Source organism: Pseudomonas sp. AM14(2022) (genome assembly GCF_036346455.1).
In the GTDB taxonomy this organism is placed as follows: domain Bacteria; phylum Pseudomonadota; class Gammaproteobacteria; order Pseudomonadales; family Pseudomonadaceae; genus Aquipseudomonas; species Aquipseudomonas putida_A.
Genome location: NZ_JAOTNY010000018.1, coordinates 12,203 through 31,805 on the forward strand (window position 1 = coordinate 12,203; position 19,603 = coordinate 31,805).

Consider the following 19,603-nt stretch of genomic DNA (forward strand, 5'->3'; position numbering starts at 1 on the left):
TTAAGACAAAAAGGCGTTTCGCCCCACCCTGGGCGATGGCAAACCGGCCAATCTCTGGTGACGGCCGCCCTTCTATATAGAAGCAGAACGGCGTGCTACGCCGGGCGCGGCCGGAAACGGTGACCGGCGAGTCAGTCACAGCGCTTTACCTGGCCTACGGTGGTGGGTAACGTCTGCCCATCTTTCTTACAAGGAATAGCGTCATGAGTGAGTTGATTGCCTACCACCTCGAAGACGGTATCGCGACCCTGACCTTGAACAACGGCAAGGTCAATGCCATTTCCCCGGACGTGATTGCGGCGTTCAACGCGGCGCTGGATCAGGCGAAGACTGATCGTGCCATCGTGATCATTACCGGTCAGCCGGGGATTCTGTCGGGCGGCTATGACTTGAAGGTGATGACCGCCGGCCCGAAAGAAGCCGTGGCGCTGGTGACTGCGGGTTCGACTCTCGCCCGTCGCCTGCTGTCCCACCCGTTTCCGGTGATCGTTGCCTGCCCAGGCCACGCCGTGGCCAAAGGTGCATTTCTGCTGCTGTCCGCCGACTACCGCATCGGTGTCGACGGCCCGTTCAGCATCGGTCTGAACGAAGTGCAAATCGGCATGACCATGCACCACGCCGGCATCGAGCTGGCGCGTGATCGTCTGCGTCGTTCGGCGTTCCACCGTTCGGTGATCAACGGCGAGATGTTTGATCCGAAAAGCGCGGTGGATGCCGGTTTCCTCGACAAGGTGGTGGCTGCCGAAGAGCTGCAAGGCGCAGCCCTGGCCGCGGCGCGTCAGTTGAAGAAGATCAACATGAATGCGCACAAGAACACCAAGCTCAAAGTGCGCAAGGCGCTGCTCGAAGCCCTCGACAACGCGATCATCCAGGATCAGGAGCACCTGGGCTGAGCCCACGCTCCCCGAGCCGAAGAAAAGCCCGACCGTCGTGTCGGGCTTTTTCTTGCGCGTTCGGTTGATCATCCGCCGACAGCTCTAGGACGCGTCTGACGATCAACTTGGAAACATGCGCTTAAACATCGCCTATCTCCGGACTCTATAGCAGCAATTGCCGAAAACAGTGCACATCCGTACACTGCGCCACCTTTTGTCCCGGTGGGGCCTGAAAATGCTGTTTGTGTTTCGTATGTTATTGATGGGCCTGCACTTTATTCTGGCCGGCATGTTGGGGGTGATCCTCGGGCTGTGCCGGCCGTTCAATCCGGACAACAGCCGACTGTGCGCCCGCCTCTACGCGCTTCCGGCCATGTGCATTCTGCGCTTGCGGGTAAAAGCCGACGTCGGCCCGTTGATGAACAAGCTAGACAGTTGCGTGATTGTCGCCAACCATCAGTCCAACTACGACCTGTTCGTGTTCGGCAACGTGGTGCCCCGGCGGACCGTGTGCATCGGCAAGAAAAGCCTGAAATGGGTGCCGCTGTTCGGGCAACTGTTCTGGCTCGCGGGCAACGTGTTGATTGATCGTGGCAACGCGCACAAGGCGCGCAAGTCGATGCTCACCACCACCCACACCCTGCAACACGAAGACACGTCGATCTGGGTATTCCCGGAGGGCACGCGCAACCTCGGTGAAGAACTGCTGCCGTTCAAGAAAGGCGCGTTCCAGATGGCGATCGCCGCCGGTGTGCCGATCGTGCCGGTGTGCGTCAGCAGCTACATCAAGCACATGCGCCTGAACCGCTGGCGCAGCGGGAAAATTCTCATACGCTCGCTGCCGGCGATTCCTACAGCCGGGCTGACCATGGATGACATGCCCATGCTCATGTCCCAGTGCCGCGAGCAGATGCGCGAATGCATCGCCGCGATGGATCAGCAGCTGCAAGCTGCGTGAAAAACCAACCCGCCTCGTGCGGGTTTTCTTTTGCCGGGTGAACTGTGCAGATTTCACTGACTCTCAAGCAGCGACACAGCTAAGCTGAAGCCTTGTATTCCCTGCCATCTGCCAAGAAGAAGTGAACCACCACCATGGGTCGAGTTGTTGCTGCTGCGGTTTACAGCGCCGGTAAGAAAGTCACCAATATCACGCTTGACGAAGGCGCCGCCTGGGCCGCAAAAACCGGACATTTTGTCTGGATCGGCCTGGAAGAGCCGGACGCTCAGGAGCTGGCCAATCTGCAGCGCCAGTTCAACCTGCACGAACTGGCCATTGAAGACGCCCTGGAAAAACACAGCCGGCCGAAGCTGGAAACCTTTGGTGACGCCTTGTTTATCGTCACCTACTCGCCGATCCGCGTACATGGGATCTTGCAGTTCATCGAAACGCACATCTTCGCCGGCAAGGGCTACATCATCACCGCCCGCAACGGTCACTCGGCGTCCTACGCGCATGTCCGCCAACGCTGTGAGGCGCGGCCGCTGCTGCTGGAGCACGGCGAAGATTTCGTCCTGTATGCGCTGCTGGATTTCGTCATCGAAAACTACCAGCCGGTGGGCGAAGCGATTCATGCCGAGATCGATGAACTGGAGCGCAACGTGCTGTGCAGTGCGTTGAACGAGCATGACATTCAGAAACTCCACGGTCTGCGCCGCGATGTATTGCGCCTGCGCCGCTATGCAGCGCCGATGGTTGAGATTGGCGAGGAGCTGCAGAAGCTGAGCTTCCCGTTCATCGACAAGAACATGCGCCCGTACTTCCGCGATGTGCAGATTCACGTCACGCGACAGATGGAAGACCTGACCACGCTGGCGGATATCGCCAGCCAGACCATCGAGATCGGCGTGCTGCTCGAGGCGTCACGGCAGAGTGTGGTGCAACGCAAGTTTGCCGCGTGGGCGGCGATTCTGGCATTCCCGACGGCGGTGGCGGGGATTTACGGGATGAACTTCCAGAACATGCCGGAGCTGAGCTGGCACTACGGCTATTTCGCTGTGTTGGGGTTTATTACGGTGGGGTGTGTGAGTTTGTGGGCGAGTTTCAAGAGGTCGGGGTGGTTGTAGTCCTGTGGCGAGGGAGCTTGCTCCCGCTGGGGTGCGAAGCGCCCCCATACAGACATCAAGTTGCCGTAAATTACGGCTGCTGCGCACCCGAGCGGGAGCAAGCTCCCTCACCACATAGGTAAATGTCAGGTCTTAAATCGCTGCAGCTTCTGGCTTGTGCGCCACAAAACGCATCATCCATTCCGCCACCGTGGTGCCATGGTGCTCCTGCTCCAGACTGGCCACGCCTTTCGAGTAGATCTGCGAACCCAGCGCTTCCTGGCGCAGATCCAGCAGCGCCCGCGAATAGTCGTGAATGAATTCCGGGTGGCCCTGGAAGCACAGCACCTGATCGTTGATGTGGTACGCGGCAAACGGGCAGAAATCGCTGGAAGCGATGACCGTGGCGTTTTCCGGCAGCGCAGTGACCTGATCCTGGTGGCTGATCAGCAGCGTCAGCTCTTCTCGCACCGGGCTCATCCACGGCGCCTTGGCCGCCAGTTTGTAGTTGTGGGTGCCGACGCCCCAGCCTTGGCTGGCGCGCTCACTCTTGCCACCTAGCAGCAGCGCCAGCAATTGATGGCCGAAGCACACGCCGAGCAGCTTGTCGCCACGCTCGTAGCGGGTCAGCAGGTATTGCTTGAGGGTCTGGATCCACGGGTCGGTGCCGAACGAATCGGCCTTGCTGCCGGTGATCAGGTACGCATCGAAGGTCAGGTCGTCGCTGGGGTATTCGCCCTGCATCACGTTGTACACGGTGAACTCGGCGGCAATCGGTTGCTGCGAGAACAGGCGCTGAAACATCTGCCCGTAACCCTGATATTGATCGACCAGTTCCGGACGCAGGATGTCGGTTTCCAGAATGCAGATGCGTAGCGACATAAAAAATACCTGACACGTGATGGGAATAATGAACACCCCAGAGCCTGCCTTGAAACACCCCGGCAAGGCAAGCCCCGCAGCGTTCAGCCGCTCACTTAAAACAGCTCGCCTTTCGCGGCTTTTTCCAGCAGCAGCGCCGGTGGCGCAAAGCGCTCGCCGTACTGCTCGGCCAGATACTGCGCGCGTGCGACGAAGTCTTGCACCCCGTACTGATTGATGAATTGCAAGGCGCCGCCGGTCCACGGCGCAAAGCCGATGCCGAAGATCGAGCCGACGTTGGCATCCGCCGTCGAAGTCAGCACGCCCTCCTCCACGCAGCGTACGGTTTCCAGGGCCTGCACGAACAGCAGACGATCACGCACATCCTTCGGCGAAATCTGCCCGTCGGCCTGCTCGAAGCGCGTCTTCAACTCCGGCCACAGATGTTTCTGACCACCCGCCGGGTAATCGTAGAAACCACCGCCAGCGGCTTTGCCCGGGCGCTTGTATTCGTTGAGCAGCAAGTCAATCACGGCGAAGGCCGGGTGTTCTATCAGCGGTTTCCCTTCCGCTTGCAGGTCTTTGGCCGTTTGCTGACGGATATGGCTCATCAGGCTGAGGGAAACTTCGTCGGAGATCGCCAGCGGCCCGACCGGCATCCCGGCCTTGCGCGCTTCGGTCTCGATCATCGGCGCGCTCACGCCCTCGCCGAGCATGGCGATGCCTTCATTGGTGAAGGTGCCAAACACCCGCGAGGTAAAGAAGCCGCGACTGTCATTGACCACGATCGGGGTTTTCTTGATTTGCAGGACGAAGTCGAAACCCCGCGCCAGGGTTTCAGCGCTGGTCTGCGCGCCTTTGATGATTTCCACCAGCGGCATTTTGTCCACCGGACTGAAGAAATGCAGACCGATGAATTTGCTCTGATCGGGTACTGCGGTCGCCAGTCCAGTGATCGGCAAGGTTGAAGTGTTGGAGGCAATCACTGCATCAGAACCCACTATTTTTTGCGCTGCCGACGAGACCGTCGCCTTGAGTTCGCGATCCTCGAACACCGCCTCGATGATCAGATCACAACCCGCCAGATCCGCATCATCTTCAGTGGCGTGGATCCGCGCCAGCACCGCTTCGCGCTTTTCGGCCGTCATCTGGCCACGGGCGACTTTCTTGTCCAGCAGCGCCGCCGAATGGGCCTTGCCCTTCTCGGCCACCGCCAGGTTGATGTCCTTGAGCACCACGTCGATGCCGGCCGAGGCACTGACAAAGGCTATCCCGGCGCCCATCATGCCCGCACCGAGCACACCGACCTTGCGCGTGACATATGGCGCAAAACCCTGCGGCCGCGAACTGCCGGCGTTGATCTCGTTGAGCTGGAACCAGAAGGTGCCGATCAGGTTTTTCGAGATCTGCCCGGTGGTCAGTTCGGTGAAATAGCGGGTTTCGATCAGGTGCGCGGTATCGAAATCGACCTGCGCGCCCTCCACCGCCGCACACAGAATCTTCTCTGGCGCCGGCAGCGTGCCCTGAGTCTTGCTGCGCAGGATCGACGGCGCTATCGCCAGCATCTGCGCGACTTTCGGATTCGACGGTGTGCCGCCGGGGATCTGATAGCCCTTCACGTCCCAACGCTGTACCGCGCCCGGGTTGGCGACAATCCAGGCGCGCGCCTTGGCCAGCAACTCGTCGCGATCCGCCGCCAGTTCATCGATCAGACCGGCCTGCAATGCCTGTTGCGGGCGTACCTTTTTGCCTTCGAGCAAGTACGGCAAGGCTTTTTCGATGCCGAGCATACGCACCATGCGCACCACCCCGCCGCCGCCCGGCAGCAGGCCCAGCGTCACTTCCGGCAGACCGAGTTGCACCGCCGCATCGTCCAGCGCCACCCGGTGATGGCAGGCCAGACAGATTTCCCAGCCACCGCCGAGCGCGGCGCCGTTGATCGCCGCGACCACCGGTTTGCCGAGGGTTTCCAGGGTGCGCAATTGCGCTTTGAGGCTCAGCACCATGTCATAAAAGGCTTTGGCTTCGGGTTTGCCGACCTTGATCAGCTCATTGAGGTCGCCGCCGGCAAAGAAGGTTTTCTTCGCCGAGGTGATGATCACTCCGGCGATGCTGTCTTTTTCCGCCACCAGCCGCGCAACGCAGGCGCCCATGGCCTGGCGGTACACGGCGTTCATGGTGTTGGCGCTCTGGCGCGGCATGTCGATGGTCAGCACGACGATGGCGTCCTGGCCTTTTTCGTAACGAATGGCTTCGCTCATAACAAGGTTCCTTGAATTCGGGGCTCAGAGGCGTTCGATGATGGTGGCAATGCCCATGCCGCCGCCGACACACAGCGTCGCCAGGCCGTAGCGCAGGCGCCGGGTTTCCAGTTCATCGAGCAAGGTGCCGAGGATCGCGCAACCGGTCGCGCCCAGCGGGTGGCCCATGGCGATCGAGCCGCCGTTGACGTTGACCTTGTCCGGGTCCACCGCCATGTCCTTGATGAACTTGAGCACCACCGAGGCAAAGGCCTCGTTGACCTCGAACAGGTCGATGTCTTCCACGCGCAGCCCCGCCTTGGCCAGGGCCTTGCGGGTGGCCGGTGCCGGGCCGGTGAGCATGATGGTCGGGTCAGTGCTGGTGACCGCCGTGGCGACGATCCGGGCCCGTGGTTGCAGGCCGAGCGCACGACCCTTGGCTTCGGAGCCGATCAACATCAGCGCCGCACCGTCAACGATCCCGGAGCTGTTGCCCGGCGTATGCACGTGGTTGATCCGCTCGACGTGGCTGTAGACCCGCAGCGCGGTGGCATCAAACCCCATCTGGCCGATCATTTCGAAACTTGGCTTGAGTTTGCCGAGGCCTTCCATCGTCGACTCGGCGCGAATGAATTCGTCGTGATCGAGCAGGATGATGCCGTTCTGATCCTGCACCGGCACCAGCGACTTGTTGAACGAGCCGTCGGCCCGCGCCCGTGCGGCTTTTTGCTGCGAGTGCAACGCGTAGACATCGACATCCTCCCGACTGAAGCCTTCAAGGGTGGCGATCAGGTCCGCACCAACGCCCTGCGGGGTGAAGTGGCTGTGCAGATTGGTTTGCGGATCCAGTGCCCAGGCGCCGCCGTCGCTGCCCATCGGCACCCGCGACATCGACTCGACGCCACCGACCACCACCAGATCCTCGAAGCCCGAGCGCACCTTCATCGCACCGAGGTTGACCGCTTCCAGACCCGAGGCGCAGAAGCGGTTGATCTGCACACCGGCCACGCTAACGTCCCAATCCGCCACCTGCACCGCAGTCTTGGCAATGTCCGAGCCCTGATCGCCAATCGGTGTGACGCAGCCGAGCACCACGTCATCGACCTGACTGGTGTCCAGCGCGGTACGGCTTTGCAGTGCGGTCAACAACCCCGCGACCAGATTCACCGGTTTGACGCTGTGCAGCGCGCCATCGGCCTTGCCTTTGCCGCGGGGCGTGCGTAACGCATCGAAAATCAAAGCTTGGGTCATGACGTCCTCGAACCTGTGCGGTGAGTGAATTTCGTAGTGTCACTGTTGTCCCGAGCGCGCATTGATTCAATGACCACAGCGCTCAATGACGTTGACGCGCACGCTCAGACGGACGGTCATTCACCCTCAGGTGAACCGGTTCAGGTCAGCGAGTTGTCTAGCAAGCGGGCGGCGAAGAAGCTGGCAATAAGCCTCATGCCGTTTTTATCGCAAACGGCAGCAAATACATATGAAATGGATCTAAGCCAAGCGTGACGCGGGCTCTAAGGTAGTAAATGTACGTCAGGGTCGTCGGGTTTTGCCGGGGCCGACGTTCTTCAACAGGAAGTGCAGCGTTTGCCGTCATGGATATGCAGGCAGACATCAGGAAATAACAATAAAGGCGGTCAAGCCATGTTCAAACAACCGAAAGTTCGTCAAGCAGGACTCATTCTTTTCGCCACCACGCTGCTGTTGATTTTGCCCAATCTGACCAAGGTGATTGGCTGACTCAAGCGGCAGGCGTCCGCTATCGCCAGACAAAATGTGACTGGCCCGCTACCCGGGCCAGCGTGGCTGTGCGAACCTTTGCGCACTTCCACGACAGGGACGGCGATCATTTGAAAACGCTCATTGTGTTCTGGGCCTTGCTGCTGAGCATGCCCTTGTCTGCGGCGCAGCTCACGCTGGAGCTGGGCGCGAACAGTCGCACCTGGCAGACCGAAGAGTTGCTCAAGCATCCGCAAGCACAAACTCTGACCATCAAGAACGATGTGTCCTACAAGAAAGACATGACTTATCGCGCCGTGCCCGTGGCGGCGCTGCTCACCGGGATCAAACCGGCCGATCACCTGCAAGCGGTGGCGCTGGACGGGTTTGCCGCCGAACTGGCCGCTGCGCCGTTGCTCAACAGCAAAGGCGCGCAGGCCTGGCTGGCGATCGAAGACCCGACGCAGCCGTGGCCGCCGCTGTCCGAGGGTAAACACAGCGCCGGGCCGTTCTATCTGGTGTGGACTGACCCGCAAGCCGGCAACATCAGCCCTGAGCAATGGCCGTTCCAAGTGGCGAGCATCAAGCGCATGGCGCCGGTGGCCGAGCGCTTCCCGGCGCTGTTGCCGGATCCCAAGCTGAAAGCGGATGACCCGGTGAATCAGGGTTTTGCGCTGTTCCAGAAGAACTGCCTGGCCTGCCACCGGTTGAACGGTGCGGGGGATGCGCAGTTCGGGCCGGATCTGAATATTCCGTACAACCCGACTGAGTACTTCGGCGCGGATTTTCTCAAGCGCTACATTCGCGATCCGCAGAGTTTGCGCCAGTGGCCTCAGGCGAAGATGCCGGGGTTTTCGGCAGAGGTGTTGCCGGAGAGGGATTTGCAGTTGTTGATCGGCTATTTGCAACACATGGCTGGGCGCAAGGTTAAGCCCTGATGCAACTCCCCATGTGGGAGCGAGCCTGCTCGCGAAAGCGGAGTTTCAGACACCACATTGCTGACTGATAAACCGCTTTCGCGAGCAGGCTCGCTCCTACAGGGTTTTGTGTGAAGCAAATTACTGTTGTTGCACGGAGATAACCGGCGTCGGCGACACGAACACCTTCGCATGCATCTGCTCACAACCACCGCCCCGGCGCATGCCGCGCACCGGGCAGGCATCCAGATAATCCAGGCCCACCGCCAGTTTCAGATGGCGCTCCGGGCGGGCCAATTGGTTGGTCACATCAAAGCTGTACCAGGCGTCATCCAGCCACGCTTCGGCCCAGGCATGACTGGCCAGATGTTCGGCGTCCTCGCTGTACAGATAACCCGACACATAACGCGACGGAATCCCCAGGCTGCGTGCACAAGCGAGAAACGCATGGGTGTGATCCTGACAAACCCCGGCGCGCCCGGCAAAGGCTTCGGCGGCGCTGGTGTCGACTTCAGTCGAACCCGGCGTATAGCTGATGTGCTGGTTCAAACCGTGCATCAGGTCGATCAGCGCGGTGCGATCGCGCCGCAGCTTGCAGGATTTGTCGGCAAACGCCCGTAGCGCTTCGTCCGCCTCGGTCAGCCGGGTGAAGCGCAGAAACGGTAGCGCCGACTGGCTCTCATGTTCGGCCTCGCGCAATTCGTCGATATCGACCTGGCCACGGGCGCCGATGATGATCGCTTCGTGAGGCTCATCCATGGTCAGCACATGCAGGATATTGCCGAACGGATCGAGCTGGGCGCGCACCGGACGCGGCAGGTCGAGCTGCCAGCTCAACACGTGCTGACGCTCGCTGTCGTGCGGGGTCAGGCGCAGATACTGGATGCTCGCCCGCACCTGATCTTCATAGTGATAGGTGGTCTCGTGGCTAATGGAAAGTCTCATGCAGCCTCCAGGTATGAACTGTGAATCGCGTTGCCCAGCTGGCGCACCAGCGGGATGAATTCGGTGAGCCAGGCGTGCAGGCCTTCGGCGAGGATTTCGTTGATGCCGGTGTAACGCAGACGCGCGTCCATCTCGGCGGCGAGGCGTTGTGCCGGACGGCCATTGGCACCCGGTAACTGGGCGAGGATCTGGTCGATTTCCTCGGTGCAGGCGCGCAGCGAGCGCGGCACATCGGCGCGCAACAGCAGCAGCTCGGCGACATGCCGGGCGCCGGGGGCGTCGCGGTAGATCTCGGTGTAGGCCTCGAACGATGACAGCGCTCGCAACAGTGCACTCCACTGGTAATAGGCGTGCGCCGTACCGTCACTGACGGCCTCGGCCTGATCGCCGGCCATTTCATAGCGCGCATCGAGCAGGCGCAGCGTGTTATCCGCACGCTCGATGAACGTCCCCAGACGAATGAAACGGAATGCATCGTTGCGCATGATCGTGCCGTAGGACGCGCCCCGGAACAGGTGCGAGCGCTCCTTGATCCACTCGCAGAAACGGCTCATGCCGTAACGGCTGAGGCCCTGTTCGGCAATGCCGCGAATCTCCAGCCAGGTAGCGTTGATGTTCTCCCACATGTCCGCGGTGATGCGCCCGCGCACCGCATGCGCACTGGCCCGCGCCGCGCCGAGGCAACTGTAGATGCTCGCCGGGTTGGCCGCATCGAGGGCGAAGAAATGCAACAGGCGTTCGGCATGCAGTTCGCCGTGACGCTCCAGGTAATCGTCGAGGGTGCCGGTGATCAACAGCGGCATCGCCAGTTCGTGCAAACCGTCGCCGCGACCGTCCTGCGGCATCAGCGACAGCGAATAGCTGATATCGAGCATCCGTGCGAGGTTTTCCGCCCGCTCCAGGTAACGCGACATCCAGTACAGATCCGAGGCAGTTCTACTTAACATGGCAAGCTTCCTTCAATCCTCGACCACCCAGGTGTCCTTGGTGCCGCCGCCCTGGGAGGAGTTCACCACCAGGGAGCCTTCACGCAGGGCGACACGGGTCAAACCGCCGGGCACGACCCGGGTTTCGCGGCCAGACAATACAAACGGACGCAAGTCGATATGACGCGGCGCAATGCCGTTTTCGACAAAGGTCGGACAGGTCGACAACGACAGCGTCGGCTGCGCAATGTACGCGTGGGGCTTGGCCTTGATCCGCTCACGGAACGCATCGATCTGCGCCGTGGTTGACGCCGGCCCCACCAGCATTCCGTAACCGCCGGAGCCCTGGGTCTCCTTGACCACCAGATCCGGAAGATTGGCCAGTACGTGGGAAAGTTCCGAGGGGTTGCGGCACTGCCAGGTCGGCACGTTCTTCAGGATCGGTTCTTCATCGAGGTAGAAACGGATCATCTCGGTGACAAACGGGTACACCGATTTGTCATCCGCCACGCCGGTGCCGATGGCATTGGCCAGCACCACGTTGCCCGAGCGATAGGACGAGAGCAGCCCCGGCACACCGAGCATCGAGTCGGGGTTGAATGCCAGCGGATCGAGGAACGCGTCGTCGAGACGGCGGTAGATCACGTCCACCGCTTTCGGCCCGTCGGTGGTGCGCATGTACACCTTGTCGTCACGCACGAACAGGTCGGCGCCCTCCACCAGTTCAACGCCCATTTCTCGCGCCAGGAAAGCGTGTTCGAAGAACGCACTGTTGAAGCGCCCCGGCGTCAGCACCACCACGCTCGGGTCGTCAATCGGGCTGGAGCTCTTCAGGGTGTCGAGCAACAGATTCGGGTAGTGGTCGATGGGCGCGATGCGCTGGGCGGCGAACAGCTCCGGGAACAGACGCATCATCATTTTGCGATCTTCGAGCATGTAGCTGACGCCGCTCGGAGTACGCAGGTTGTCTTCGAGCACGTAGTAAGTGCCATCGCCGTCGCGCACAAGGTCGACGCCGGAGATGTGCGAATAGATGTCGCGATGCAGATCCAGGCCCTGCATCGCCAACTGGTACTGCTCGTTGGCCAGCACCTGTTCGGCGGGGATGATCCCGGCCTTGATGATGCGCTGTTCGTGATAAAGGTCGGCGAGGAACATGTTCAACGCCTTGACCCGCTGGATGCAGCCACGCTCGACGATCCGCCACTCGCTGGCGGGAATGCTGCGCGGGATGGTGTCGAACGGAATCAGGCGCTCGGTGCCCTGCTCGTCGCCATAGAGCGTGAAGGTGATCCCGGCCCGGTGGAACAGCAGGTCAGCCTCGCGTCGCCGTTGTGCCAGCAACTCGTCAGGCGTGTCGGCCAGCCAGCGGGCGAACTCCCGGTAATGCGGGCGGACCTGGCCGCCGGCATCGTACATTTCATCAAAATAGGTGCGGATCATGCCGTACTCCTTGTCACCCGGACCTACAGGCCTTCGCAAGGCCCGTGCCATCGGCATAAACGCTTTGATTTCAATCGGTTGGATAATCACGCCGCAAGCACCGCACCATTCCTGTGCGGCAATGGCCCCAACCGGATTGCCCCCGCTTCATTGCGACGCATTGCATCGCCTATCACCAGCATAGTCAGAGTTGATTTCACCGCTCGCACCGAGCTGCGGATAATCGGCGCATCCGCTGAAAACTTCCCCGGTGAAGACTTCAGCTCCACTGATCCGGACTGCCCGCGCAGTCCCCGCAGGCCGTAACCCTGACCGGTTTCCTCTCCTTATCGGTCTTCCCTTTAGCCACCCTCTCCGGTGGCTTTTTTTTGCCCGGGATTCTTGTTTCAGGGTTTTGCCACGGGCTATTCGGCGGCCAGAAACGACAACGGCCAACCCGAAGGTCAGCCGTTGCTCAATACCTGAAACCAGAGATCAGTTCAGACGATGGCGGTTACGCACCTCCTGCTTCACGCCCCAGCCCTCGATGATGCCGCCCAGCGGCTCGACCACGGCAGAGAAGCCCTGCTCGAAATCGCCAATATCGTCATAGGTTGCGTACATCACTTTGCTCAGTTCCAGCGACCAGGCGCCATCGTCGCGCGCACTGACCTGGGCATTGATGGATTCACCACGAAATTTGCCTGCCGCCCTGCGCGCCCGCTCCTCATCCGGGAAAATGGCGTAGAACTCGATGGGATGGAACCGGGAAAAGTCGAAACCGCCTTCTTTCATGCGGCGCAGAACATTGCTGCTGATGTCTTCTTGATAGGCTGTGCTCATGAATCGTCCCCCTCGGATAGATGGATAGACTTTCCGTATTCCCGCCCCGGGCCTTACAGGCCAAAGTACTTCGGCAACGTGGTTGCACGCGGGAAACAAGCATGTAGCTGACAAGACCAGACCTTAGCGATTGTTTCGCTGATCTCGCTTGCAGAGTAGCCCCAAGATAGAGCTGCTGCCAAGGCCTGGTGCTTCAAGTGACAGGAAGAATTTCAGATTGGCGTGATACTGCGGATTTCGATGCTGTTCTGGGTTTTCAGGCTTTTCACGCCAGCATCGGTGGTGCGCCCTTCAAGATCGTTCATATCCAGTTCGGCGGCCACCGGCAGGAGCCGTTCCTTGATCAGGCGTGCAGCCTCGTCGTCGCTGGGGCATTCCGCGCGCTCGAACACCTCATCGACAATTTCACCATGATCGTCCACGAAAGTGACTCTCCACTTTTGCATCGGTGCCTCCTCGATCAAACCCGCAAATGGGCTTACTACTATCTCGACTTTTGGCGAGATTGATCGTTCAAAAGGATTGCAGCAGATGAACATGAAAAAAAAATCATTTTCATGGCTGGAAAAATTGTGTGGCGAGGGAGCTTGCTCCCGCTGGGCTGCGAAGCGGCCCCAAAATATTTTGAGATCGCAGACTTTGTGAGTGCTGCGCACTCAAGCGGGAGCAAGCTCCCTCGCCACAAGGAATCCATCGGCCTGGTCAGTCGTTGCTTGGCTTGTTGATCGCCTGCAGCACGTACTGCGGCAGCGCAAATGCGCCGATGTGGATTTCCGGGTTGTAGTAGCGGGTGACGATGCCGCTGCCGATGAAGCGCTGTTGCAGGGTTTCACGGCTCAGTTTGCGGTAGGCAGGGTTGGTCGAGCCCCAAGCGAAAGTCATCGAACCGCCGATGTAGGTCGGCACGGCCGCCTGATAGAAGTGCCAGTCCGGGAACAGGCTGCGCAGGCGACCGGCAGTGGTTTTGACTTCGTCGATCTGCATGAACGGCGTGCCGTTCTGAGTCACGAGGATCCCGCCTTCGTTCAGGCAACGGTGGCAGGCCTGATAGAAGTTCTCCGAGAACAGCACTTCGCCCGGGCCGATCGGGTCGGTGGAGTCAGAGATGATCACGTCGAATTTTTCCGTGGTGGTGGCGACGAAACGCATGCCGTCGTCGATCACCAGGTTCAGCCGTGGATCGTCGTAGGCGCCCTTGGAGTGGTTCGGCAGGAATTCCTTGCACATGTCGACCACGGTGCCGTCGATCTCGACCATGGTGATGTGCTCGACGCTGGCGTGCTTGGTCACTTCGCGCAGCATGCCGCCGTCGCCGCCGCCGATGATCAGCACGCGTTTGGCGGTGCCGTGGGCGAGGATCGGCACGTGGGTGAGCATTTCGTGGTAGATGAATTCATCGGCTTCGGTGGTCTGGATCACGCCGTCCAGCGCCATCACCCGGCCCATGCGCGGGTTCTGGAAAATCACCAGGTGCTGGTGTTCGGTGCGCACTTCGTGCAGCAGTTTTTCCATGCGAAAACGCTGGCCGTAGCCTTCGTAGAGGGTTTCCAGGTATTCGCTGGTTTTGGTGACGGTCATGGTCAAGTGCTCCGATGAATGCGCGGGCGCCAATCGTGGGGGACGATTGCCCGGGAAAGGCGCGCATTCTACGTTGCCGAAGATGACAGGTCGAACCTTCCTCCGACAGGGCACACTCTGGAGCTACCACAAGACCAATGTGGGAGCGGGCTTGCTCGCGAAAGCGGAGTGTCATTCAACCTGTGTTTCGACTGAACAATCGCCTTCGCGAGCAAGCCCGCTCCCACAGGGGATCAGCGTGTTTTCGGGAAAGCGTCAGACCCGCACATTGCCCCGTGGCCCGGCGATCGCCCAGATGATCAGGCCCAGTACTGGCAGGAGGATGATCAGCAGAACCCAGAGGATTTTCATCCCGGTCTCGGCGCCGCTTTTCAGTACGTTGATGATCGCCCAGATATCGAGGGCAAGAATGATCAGACCAATCAGACCGTTGAACGTGGAACCCATGGTGTCGCTCCAGAATAGTGGCATGCACTTTTAGGATAGACGGTCGCGCGCAGGGTTCCCTTTTATTGCGTTCAGACGTGAACGGCGACTTTCAACGCTTCCAGCGAAGGCGCGGCAGCGATGCCGACTTCGGCGCACAGCTCCAGCACCCGTGGCACGTCGTTGCCGTAGACCAGCACCACTTGCAGCTCGTCGTCGAGCAACTGGCTGAAGTTCATCAGCGTGTAACCGCCGTTTTCCTTGTTCAGGCTGCTCATCTGCACCTGGATGCGGTTGAGCGCAGTCAGCGCTTCGGTCTTGGCCAGTTGTTTGGGCTTGAGGTTGAAATCGACGCCCGGGCCGAACGAGGCGACGATCTGCGCGAACAGGTCAGCGTAGGTATCAGCCTGGAACAGCACGGTTTCCGGCAGGCTGCCGACCACCACCCACTCGCCCAGCGGAATCGGGAAGGTGTCGTCGTAGTTGATGTCCGGGTTGGCCGCCAGAAAGGCTTCGGCATCAGCGTAGGCCTGCGCGGCTTCGTCGGCCACATTCAGGATCTCGTCCTCGCCCATGCAGCCGGAGCTGATTTTGCTGATGAGTTCGACGAGTGCGGCTTTCATGAGGGCGGATCCTGTGGAAGGTTGAATTTGAGGGCGCGGAGGATAGCGCATTCCGTGGCGCATCCGACACCTGTGGCGAGGGAGCTTGCTCCCGCTGGGGTGCGAAGCAGCCCGAAAAACAGTGGGCTCAACATTTTTGCCAGCGCTGCGCACTGGAGCGGGAGCAAGCTCCCTCGCCACAGAATCTCGACAGTCCTCAGGCCAGCAGTTTTTCCAGCTGCGCCGTGGTATCGACCGCGCCCATGGTGCGGGCCGCGTCCAGCGCGGTGACGCCATTGGCATCCTTGGCTTGCGGGTCGGCGCCCTTGCTGATCAGGTAATCAACGATTTCAACACGGTTGAACATCGCCGCCATCATCAGCGCGGTACGGCCGTCGAAGGACGAACCTTCGATCTCGGCGCCCGCTTCCACCAGCGCCTTGACCACCGCCAGATCGCCCTTGAACGCGGCGCCGGCAATCGGGCTCTGACCGTTGCCGTTACGCATTTCCGGGTCGGCCTTGTGCTTGAGCAGCACCTGCACAGCGTCGACGTGGCCATAGTAACTGGCGAGCATCAGCAGCGTGTCGCCCTTGCTGTTTTTCAGGTTCACCGGCAAACCGGCGCTGATCAGCCGATCAAGCATCAGCGCATCTCCCTCGCGCGCCTTGTTGAACACCTGCTCGGTGAATTCGGCAGCTTCTTCAGGGGTCATCTGGCGGCTCTGGTCAGACATAGGGCAACTCCACTTTCGGTTATTCGCAAAGCCGACAGTTTCCCGAGCGCGACGATGGCTGTCACCCCCTTTTTCTCAAGTCAGGCCATAGCCAATCTCAATAGCGGTATTTGCCCTGATGAATATCGGCCAGAATTTCGTCCGTCACCTGCACGTAAGTCTGGGTGCCGGGCAGCCACGCGTAGATCGGGTCCTCGCCCGTCTGGCCGGGGTCGAAGCCCTCGTTTTTCAGTCGGGTCTTTTGGTATTTGAAAGTCCCGGTGGTTTCCATTTTCACCTTCACCCGCAGAAACAGCGGCACCGCATAGGCCGGCATACGCTGGCGGGCGAATGCGAGCAATTCGGCGAAATCCAGGGTCGCCAGTGACTCGGCGGGCGTGATTGCCGCCATGCCGGCGCGACCGTTGGTGTTGCGCACTTCGACGCCGTAGGCGACGGCCTCAGAGATATGCGGATGCTGCAGCAGCAGGTTTTCCACTTCAGTGGTCGAGACGTTTTCGCCCTTCCAGCGATAGGTGTCGCCGAGTCGATCGACGAACTGCGCGTGGCCGAAGCCAATATTGCGCAGCAGGTCGCCGGTGTTGAAGAAGCGGTCGCCCTTGCTGAACACATCGTGCAACACCACCTTGGCGGTTTTCTGTGGGTCGGTGTAACCGTCCAGCGGGGCTTTTTCGTCGATCCGCGCCAGCAGCAAGCCCTGCTCGCCTTTACCGACCTTGCGCATGAAGCCGTCGGCGCTGCGCAACGGCTGACCGCTGTCGTGGTCGTACGCCACCAGCTCCCAGGCCATCAGCGAGAAACCGATGGTGTTGTCGAAGTTGAGGATATTGCTGAAGCCGATATTGCCGTCGCTCGCCGCGTACAGCTCGCAGATGTGCTCGACGGCAAACCGGGTCTTGAACTCGGCCCAGGCGCCGGGACGCAAGCCGTTGCCGATCATCTTGCGCACCGCGTGACGGCTGTCATCGGCGCTGGGCGGTTGATCGACCAGATAACGGCACAATTCGCCGACATAGCCGAGGGTGGTCGCGTTGTAGCGACGCACGTCCGGCCAGAACTGACTGGCGCTGAACTTGCGACGGATCGCGAACCCGGAAGCGCCGTTGATCGCCGAGCCCCAGCACACACAAAGGCCGGTGGCGTGGTACAGCGGCAAGGTGCAATAGACGACATCGTCGGGCGTCATGTTCAGGGCGATCATGCCGAAGCTGGCCGAGCTGCGCATCCAGCGGCCGTGCTTGAACACCCCGGCCTTGGGCAGGCCGGTGGTGCCGGAGGTGTAGATGTAGAAGCACGGATCGTCGAAGAACACTTCGCCGCTGCTGGGCGGGTTTTCAGTGCAGGCGTCAGCACTGGCACTGATCAGATTGACGTAGCCCTCGGGCGCAATACCTGGGTGGCTATAGGTGCCACGGTCGGCGATAAACCAGGTGCGCTGCGCCGGGATCGACACCTGCTCGCGGATCGCGGCAAACGCCGGCTGCAATTCCTCACCGAGGACAATCGCCACCGGCGCCACCAGATTTACGCTGTGAATCAGTGTGTCGCGGGTTTGCGAAGTATTGAGCAGCGCACTGACCGCGCCGAGTTTGGCCAGCGCCAGAATGGTCACCAGCAGCTCGGGACGATTTTCGATGAACACCGCGACCACGTCGCCCTTGCCGATGCCCTGCGCGCTCAGATAGTGGGCGATGCGGTTGGCCCACTGGTTGACCTGCGCATAGGTCAGCAAGACGTCGTCCTGCAAGATCGCCTGCCCCTCTGGATTGCGCAGCGTTGCTTGCTCGAAGGTCCAGCCGAGGCCACACGTTTGGGTCGGATCCGTGACGTTGGCGACTTTCATGCCCTTGACCACCCGCGGGATGGCTTTGGCGATCGTCGGCAGTTTGCGGAGCATCATGCTCCAAGTAATCGTGTCGCTCGACGCGTGACGCATGGCAGCTCCCCGGTCGGCCTGGTCGGCCGGTTTTTTATTGTTCGGGCTGTGGCATGACCTGCGTTGTGGGCAAGGTCGAGATCGAAAATACGTCAGCGCTTCTCGGGCTGTACACGCGGTTTTTGCAATGTTTTGTATCCGCCCTGTCACGCCTGGCGGCGGTGATTGCGACTTTGCTGTTTGGTTCCGTTCAACTCATGAGAATCCCGCAAAATGCAGGATGCACGATGGCCATTCATGCAGATTGCACGAGCCATGCAAATTTCACGATTTTTAAGTTATTGATTTATATACATTTTTATTTTTTCGTGTGCTGGCACAATCGCTGCAACCTCCTCTGCATGCTTGCCATTCAAGTGCATACGGAGCTGAAAGACATGAGCCTGATCCAAGAAAAATTTACCTCGCTGTTCTCCAACTTCAACGTCACCACTGCGCCACGTCCCGATGGCGGGATCTTGCTGACGCTGCGCAGCAGTGAAGGCAAAGTATTCAAGCGCGCCCTGACGTATCAGCAAATGCACAACGCCGACCAACTGTCGTGGGCGATCAGCGCGATCCGTCGTGACCTGGCGGAAGAAGCCAGTGAGCTGCCGCAGATTGCGATGCTGCAAAGCCAGCAGCGCTTTGCCCTGCCGACGTATCACTCGCTGTAATTGATTCGAAGCTTTAAACAGCTTTAAACAAAAACAGGCCGGGCAGTTTTCACTGTCCGGCCTGTTTTTTTGGCTGATGCAAAACTCCGTGTGGGAGCGGGCTTGCTCGCGAAAGCGGCGTGTCAGTCAAAAATATTTGGCTGACACACCGCTTTCGCGAGCAAGCCCGCTCCCACATTGGATTGAGGGTGGTTAGAAGGCTTCGGGTTCGATGCCGGTGAAGCTGTCGACGGTGATATGGCTTCCCAGCTCCCCACCCTCGCGCGCCAGGCCGCAGGTCTGCAGGCCTGCCGATTGAGCGGCATCCAGCTCCTCAACAATGTCGGACAGAAACAGAATGTCCTGCGGCTCGACACCAATCGCCTGTTGAATGTTGGTGTAAGACTGCGCCTCACGCTTGGGCCCCGACGTGGTATCGAAATACCCGCTGAACAGCGGTGTCAGATCTCCCGCCTCGGAGCAGCCAAAGATCAGCTTCTGCGCCTGGATCGAACCCGACGAATACACAAACAGTTGATAACCGGCCTGATGCCAGCGCTTGAGCGCTTCAACGGCATCCGGGTACACGTGGCCCTTCAACTGCCCGGCGTGATAACCCTGCGCCCAGACCATGCCTTGCAAGGCTTTGAGCGGCGTGGCTTTGCGATCTTCCTCGATCCAGCTCAAGAGAATTTCAACAACCCGTTCAACATCGGCCTGCGGTGCATTGCTGTCGCGGCGCACGGCGTCGAGTTGCTCAGCCACATCGGCACGTTCGGCGTTCTGTCGCACGAAGTCCGGCAGGTGTTTGGCCGCATACGGGAACAGCACATCAAAAACGAAACTCACCGCGCTGGTGGTGCCTTCAATGTCAGTGACAATGGCTTTGATCGGCATCG

19 protein-coding genes are annotated in these 19,603 nt (G+C 60.2%); 5 read left to right on the plus strand and 14 right to left on the minus strand.

Annotated features, from left to right (window positions below):
• Positions 1-203: 203 nt before the first annotated feature.
• The 3 genes from V3W27_RS25160 (at position 204) to V3W27_RS25170 (ending at position 2,939) form a co-directional block, all read left to right on the plus strand.
• Positions 204-893 (plus strand): crotonase/enoyl-CoA hydratase family protein, encoded by a 690-nt coding sequence (locus V3W27_RS25160; RefSeq protein WP_064586733.1) that lies wholly within the window; start codon positions 204-206, stop codon positions 891-893.
• 217 nt (positions 894-1,110) lie between these two features.
• The gene (locus V3W27_RS25165; RefSeq protein WP_330207800.1) at positions 1,111-1,833 is read left to right on the plus strand and encodes a 1-acylglycerol-3-phosphate O-acyltransferase; all 723 of its coding nucleotides are present in this window, start codon (positions 1,111-1,113) and stop codon (positions 1,831-1,833) included.
• A 134-nt stretch (positions 1,834-1,967) separates the two neighbouring features.
• Positions 1,968-2,939, plus strand: a complete 972-nt coding sequence (locus tag V3W27_RS25170) for a magnesium and cobalt transport protein CorA (protein ID WP_330207801.1) — start codon at positions 1,968-1,970, stop codon at positions 2,937-2,939.
• Positions 2,940-3,071: 132 nt separating this feature from the next.
• On the opposite strand, the gene V3W27_RS25175 is transcribed toward V3W27_RS25170, so the two are convergent.
• The 3 genes from V3W27_RS25175 to V3W27_RS25185 form a co-directional block, all read right to left on the minus strand.
• Positions 3,072-3,800 (minus strand): amidotransferase, encoded by a 729-nt coding sequence (locus V3W27_RS25175; RefSeq protein ID WP_103368915.1) that lies wholly within the window; start codon positions 3,798-3,800, stop codon positions 3,072-3,074.
• Positions 3,801-3,895: 95 nt separating this feature from the next.
• Positions 3,896-6,040, minus strand: a complete 2,145-nt coding sequence (locus tag V3W27_RS25180; RefSeq protein WP_330207802.1) for a 3-hydroxyacyl-CoA dehydrogenase NAD-binding domain-containing protein — start codon at positions 6,038-6,040, stop codon at positions 3,896-3,898.
• A gap of 24 nt (positions 6,041-6,064) precedes the next feature.
• A complete protein-coding gene (locus V3W27_RS25185) occupies positions 6,065-7,270 on the minus strand; it encodes an acetyl-CoA C-acetyltransferase (RefSeq protein WP_330207803.1) in 1,206 nt (401 codons plus the stop codon).
• Between the two features lie 638 nt (positions 7,271-7,908).
• Here V3W27_RS25185 and V3W27_RS25190 point away from each other — a divergent pair.
• Positions 7,909-8,676, plus strand: a complete 768-nt coding sequence (locus V3W27_RS25190; protein WP_096797033.1) for a c-type cytochrome — start codon at positions 7,909-7,911, stop codon at positions 8,674-8,676.
• A gap of 120 nt (positions 8,677-8,796) precedes the next feature.
• Here V3W27_RS25190 and V3W27_RS25195 read toward each other — a convergent pair whose 3' ends face one another.
• The 10 genes from V3W27_RS25195 to V3W27_RS25240 all read right to left on the minus strand — a co-directional run bounded on the left by V3W27_RS25195 (position 8,797) and on the right by V3W27_RS25240 (position 18,069).
• Complete coding sequence (locus V3W27_RS25195; RefSeq protein WP_330207804.1) at positions 8,797-9,600, minus strand: transglutaminase family protein; 804 nt, start codon at positions 9,598-9,600, stop codon at positions 8,797-8,799.
• Positions 9,597-10,547 (minus strand): alpha-E domain-containing protein, encoded by a 951-nt coding sequence (locus V3W27_RS25200; RefSeq protein ID WP_027613321.1) that lies wholly within the window; start codon positions 10,545-10,547, stop codon positions 9,597-9,599. Before V3W27_RS25200 ends, V3W27_RS25195 begins: the two co-directional genes overlap by 4 nt.
• A gap of 12 nt (positions 10,548-10,559) precedes the next feature.
• The gene (locus V3W27_RS25205) at positions 10,560-11,969 is read right to left on the minus strand and encodes a circularly permuted type 2 ATP-grasp protein (RefSeq protein WP_027613322.1); all 1,410 of its coding nucleotides are present in this window, start codon (positions 11,967-11,969) and stop codon (positions 10,560-10,562) included.
• 474 nt (positions 11,970-12,443) lie between these two features.
• Positions 12,444-12,791, minus strand: a complete 348-nt coding sequence (locus V3W27_RS25210) for a ribonuclease E inhibitor RraB (protein WP_007960698.1) — start codon at positions 12,789-12,791, stop codon at positions 12,444-12,446.
• A gap of 212 nt (positions 12,792-13,003) precedes the next feature.
• Positions 13,004-13,237, minus strand: a complete 234-nt coding sequence (locus V3W27_RS25215) for a hypothetical protein (protein ID WP_330207805.1) — start codon at positions 13,235-13,237, stop codon at positions 13,004-13,006.
• Positions 13,238-13,493: 256 nt separating this feature from the next.
• Positions 13,494-14,369 (minus strand): polyamine aminopropyltransferase, encoded by an 876-nt coding sequence (gene speE, locus V3W27_RS25220; RefSeq protein ID WP_041068886.1) that lies wholly within the window; start codon positions 14,367-14,369, stop codon positions 13,494-13,496.
• Positions 14,370-14,624: 255 nt separating this feature from the next.
• Positions 14,625-14,816, minus strand: a complete 192-nt coding sequence (locus V3W27_RS25225) for a PLDc N-terminal domain-containing protein (RefSeq protein ID WP_007960694.1) — start codon at positions 14,814-14,816, stop codon at positions 14,625-14,627.
• Between the two features lie 71 nt (positions 14,817-14,887).
• Entirely contained in the window at positions 14,888-15,418 is a 531-nt protein-coding gene (locus V3W27_RS25230; protein ID WP_330207806.1) for a hypothetical protein, read from the minus strand.
• Between the two features lie 196 nt (positions 15,419-15,614).
• Entirely contained in the window at positions 15,615-16,133 is a 519-nt protein-coding gene (locus V3W27_RS25235; protein ID WP_027613325.1) for an ankyrin repeat domain-containing protein, read from the minus strand.
• Positions 16,134-16,230: 97 nt separating this feature from the next.
• The gene (locus tag V3W27_RS25240) at positions 16,231-18,069 is read right to left on the minus strand and encodes a long-chain-acyl-CoA synthetase (protein ID WP_330207807.1); all 1,839 of its coding nucleotides are present in this window, start codon (positions 18,067-18,069) and stop codon (positions 16,231-16,233) included.
• A 377-nt stretch (positions 18,070-18,446) separates the two neighbouring features.
• On the opposite strand from V3W27_RS25240, the gene V3W27_RS25245 reads away from it, so the two are divergent.
• Positions 18,447-18,725 (plus strand): DUF3509 domain-containing protein, encoded by a 279-nt coding sequence (locus V3W27_RS25245; protein ID WP_027613327.1) that lies wholly within the window; start codon positions 18,447-18,449, stop codon positions 18,723-18,725.
• A gap of 192 nt (positions 18,726-18,917) precedes the next feature.
• On the opposite strand, the gene mtnC is transcribed toward V3W27_RS25245, so the two are convergent.
• Positions 18,918-19,601 carry an acireductone synthase gene (gene mtnC, locus V3W27_RS25250; RefSeq protein WP_027613328.1) on the minus strand — a complete coding sequence of 228 codons (684 nt, stop codon included), beginning with the start codon at positions 19,599-19,601 and terminating at the stop codon, positions 18,918-18,920.
• Positions 19,602-19,603 lie beyond the last annotated feature (2 nt).

Coding starts and splice junctions, on each gene's coding strand:
- V3W27_RS25160 (WP_064586733.1), top strand. CDS start 204: ATGAGTGAGTTGATTGCCTACCACCTCGAAGACGGTATCGCGACCCTG.
- V3W27_RS25165 (WP_330207800.1), top strand. CDS start 1,111: ATGCTGTTTGTGTTTCGTATGTTATTGATGGGCCTGCACTTTATTCTG.
- V3W27_RS25170 (WP_330207801.1), top strand. CDS start 1,968: ATGGGTCGAGTTGTTGCTGCTGCGGTTTACAGCGCCGGTAAGAAAGTC.
- V3W27_RS25175 (WP_103368915.1), bottom strand. CDS start 3,800: ATGTCGCTACGCATCTGCATTCTGGAAACCGACATCCTGCGTCCGGAA.
- V3W27_RS25180 (WP_330207802.1), bottom strand. CDS start 6,040: ATGAGCGAAGCCATTCGTTACGAAAAAGGCCAGGACGCCATCGTCGTG.
- V3W27_RS25185 (WP_330207803.1), bottom strand. CDS start 7,270: ATGACCCAAGCTTTGATTTTCGATGCGTTACGCACGCCCCGCGGCAAA.
- V3W27_RS25190 (WP_096797033.1), top strand. CDS start 7,909: ATGCCCTTGTCTGCGGCGCAGCTCACGCTGGAGCTGGGCGCGAACAGT.
- V3W27_RS25195 (WP_330207804.1), bottom strand. CDS start 9,600: ATGAGACTTTCCATTAGCCACGAGACCACCTATCACTATGAAGATCAG.
- V3W27_RS25200 (WP_027613321.1), bottom strand. CDS start 10,547: ATGTTAAGTAGAACTGCCTCGGATCTGTACTGGATGTCGCGTTACCTG.
- V3W27_RS25205 (WP_027613322.1), bottom strand. CDS start 11,969: ATGATCCGCACCTATTTTGATGAAATGTACGATGCCGGCGGCCAGGTC.
- V3W27_RS25210 (WP_007960698.1), bottom strand. CDS start 12,791: ATGAGCACAGCCTATCAAGAAGACATCAGCAGCAATGTTCTGCGCCGC.
- V3W27_RS25215 (WP_330207805.1), bottom strand. CDS start 13,237: ATGCAAAAGTGGAGAGTCACTTTCGTGGACGATCATGGTGAAATTGTC.
- speE (WP_041068886.1), bottom strand. CDS start 14,369: ATGACCGTCACCAAAACCAGCGAATACCTGGAAACCCTCTACGAAGGC.
- V3W27_RS25225 (WP_007960694.1), bottom strand. CDS start 14,816: ATGGGTTCCACGTTCAACGGTCTGATTGGTCTGATCATTCTTGCCCTC.
- V3W27_RS25230 (WP_330207806.1), bottom strand. CDS start 15,418: ATGAAAGCCGCACTCGTCGAACTCATCAGCAAAATCAGCTCCGGCTGC.
- V3W27_RS25235 (WP_027613325.1), bottom strand. CDS start 16,133: ATGTCTGACCAGAGCCGCCAGATGACCCCTGAAGAAGCTGCCGAATTC.
- V3W27_RS25240 (WP_330207807.1), bottom strand. CDS start 18,069: ATGCGTCACGCGTCGAGCGACACGATTACTTGGAGCATGATGCTCCGC.
- V3W27_RS25245 (WP_027613327.1), top strand. CDS start 18,447: ATGAGCCTGATCCAAGAAAAATTTACCTCGCTGTTCTCCAACTTCAAC.
- mtnC (WP_027613328.1), bottom strand. CDS start 19,601: ATGCCGATCAAAGCCATTGTCACTGACATTGAAGGCACCACCAGCGCG.